Source organism: Arthrobacter sp. MYb23 (assembly GCF_002979775.1).
Taxonomy (GTDB): Bacteria; Actinomycetota; Actinomycetes; order Actinomycetales; family Micrococcaceae; genus Arthrobacter.
Map to the genome: position 1 here is coordinate 3,649 of NZ_PCPR01000049.1, position 2,234 is coordinate 5,882.

Genomic DNA, 2,234 nt, shown 5'->3' on the forward strand with positions numbered 1-2,234 from the left:
AACGTGTGTGTTCTAGATGCTCGCGTCCACTATGTAGTTCTCAAACAACAACCCCGTCAACCAGACCACCACCCACCACAACCCCCACACAAGGAAGGGACTGTTAACAGTGACCGGAGGTACCGGAAGCAGGAACAAAAGAAACACCAGAAGATGCCCCCATGCATTGCTGCAAAAAGGTCCTGTTGCCTCAGGACCCAACAGTGCGCCAAACACAACCCCACACACCACGCCCCAGCCACGTTCCACACACCCCACCACCCCCGAAAGGAGCAACAGGATGCCGTACTAGCACCAGGACACAACCAGTGAAGGCCATGCCAAACAAGTTTGATTCGTTGATATTCCACCCATGAGCACCCACCGCAGAACAGACGCCTGCGCAATGGGCAACACTGACAACCACACGATCTCCGCATGCACGGAAACCAGCAATTGTTAGCAGCTCCTTAGAAAGGAGGTGATCCAGCCGCACCTTCCGGTACGGCTACCTTGTTACGACTTAGTCCCAATCGCCGGTCCCACCTTCGACGGCTCCCCCCACAAGGGTTAGGCCACCGGCTTCGGGTGTTACCAACTTTCGTGACTTGACGGGCGGTGTGTACAAGGCCCGGGAACGTATTCACCGCAGCGTTGCTGATCTGCGATTACTAGCGACTCCGACTTCATGGGGTCGAGTTGCAGACCCCAATCCGAACTGAGACCGGCTTTTTGGGATTAGCTCCACCTCACAGTATCGCAACCCTTTGTACCGGCCATTGTAGCATGCGTGAAGCCCAAGACATAAGGGGCATGATGATTTGACGTCGTCCCCACCTTCCTCCGAGTTGACCCCGGCAGTCTCCTATGAGTCCCCGCCATAACGCGCTGGCAACATAGAACGAGGGTTGCGCTCGTTGCGGGACTTAACCCAACATCTCACGACACGAGCTGACGACAACCATGCACCACCTGTAAACCGACCGCAAGCGGGGCACCTGTTTCCAGGTCTTTCCGGTTCATGTCAAGCCTTGGTAAGGTTCTTCGCGTTGCATCGAATTAATCCGCATGCTCCGCCGCTTGTGCGGGCCCCCGTCAATTCCTTTGAGTTTTAGCCTTGCGGCCGTACTCCCCAGGCGGGGCACTTAATGCGTTAGCTACGGCGCGGAAAACGTGGAATGTCCCCCACACCTAGTGCCCAACGTTTACGGCATGGACTACCAGGGTATCTAATCCTGTTCGCTCCCCATGCTTTCGCTCCTCAGCGTCAGTTACAGCCCAGAGACCTGCCTTCGCCATCGGTGTTCCTCCTGATATCTGCGCATTTCACCGCTACACCAGGAATTCCAGTCTCCCCTACTGCACTCTAGTCTGCCCGTACCCACTGCAGAACCGGAGTTGAGCCCCGGTCTTTCACAGCAGACGCGACAAACCGCCTACGAGCTCTTTACGCCCAATAATTCCGGATAACGCTTGCGCCCTACGTATTACCGCGGCTGCTGGCACGTAGTTAGCCGGCGCTTCTTCTGCAGGTACCGTCACTTTCGCTTCTTCCCTACTGAAAGAGGTTTACAACCCGAAGGCCGTCATCCCTCACGCGGCGTCGCTGCATCAGGCTTGCGCCCATTGTGCAATATTCCCCACTGCTGCCTCCCGTAGGAGTCTGGGCCGTGTCTCAGTCCCAGTGTGGCCGGTCACCCTCTCAGGCCGGCTACCCGTCGTCGCCTTGGTAGGCCATTACCCCACCAACAAGCTGATAGGCCGCGAGTCCATCCAAAACCACAAAAGCTTTCCACCACCATGACATGCGCCAGATGGTCGTATCCGGTATTAGACCCAGTTTCCCAGGCTTATCCCAGAGTCAAGGGCAGGTTACTCACGTGTTACTCACCCGTTCGCCACTAATCCCCCAGCAAGCTGGGATCATCGTTCGACTTGCATGTGTTAAGCACGCCGCCAGCGTTCATCCTGAGCCAGGATCAAACTCTCCGTTGAAAAACAAAAATCAAACAGACACAACCACACCCACCGGAAATAACGGTAGACACGGCTGCACAAAATTCGAAACCAGCTGAAAACCAGACCACCACACACGGGGGTGCGCGACAATCCGGCCATAATTTCAACCAATCAATAAAACAATCGGCATCAACAAACTTGGCACACTATTGAGTTCTCAAACAACAGACACACCCGGCACCACCAAACCCCCACAAAGGGACAGGATCGCTCCGGAGCAACTTTTCAAACTTACC

At 55.5% G+C, this 2,234-nt stretch carries 1 rRNA gene; it reads right to left on the reverse strand.

The features are described from left to right. Positions 1 to 453: 453 nt before the first annotated feature. Positions 454 to 1,974 (reverse strand): 16S ribosomal RNA (locus CQ020_RS23840). Between the last annotated feature and the right edge of the window lie 260 nt (positions 1,975 to 2,234).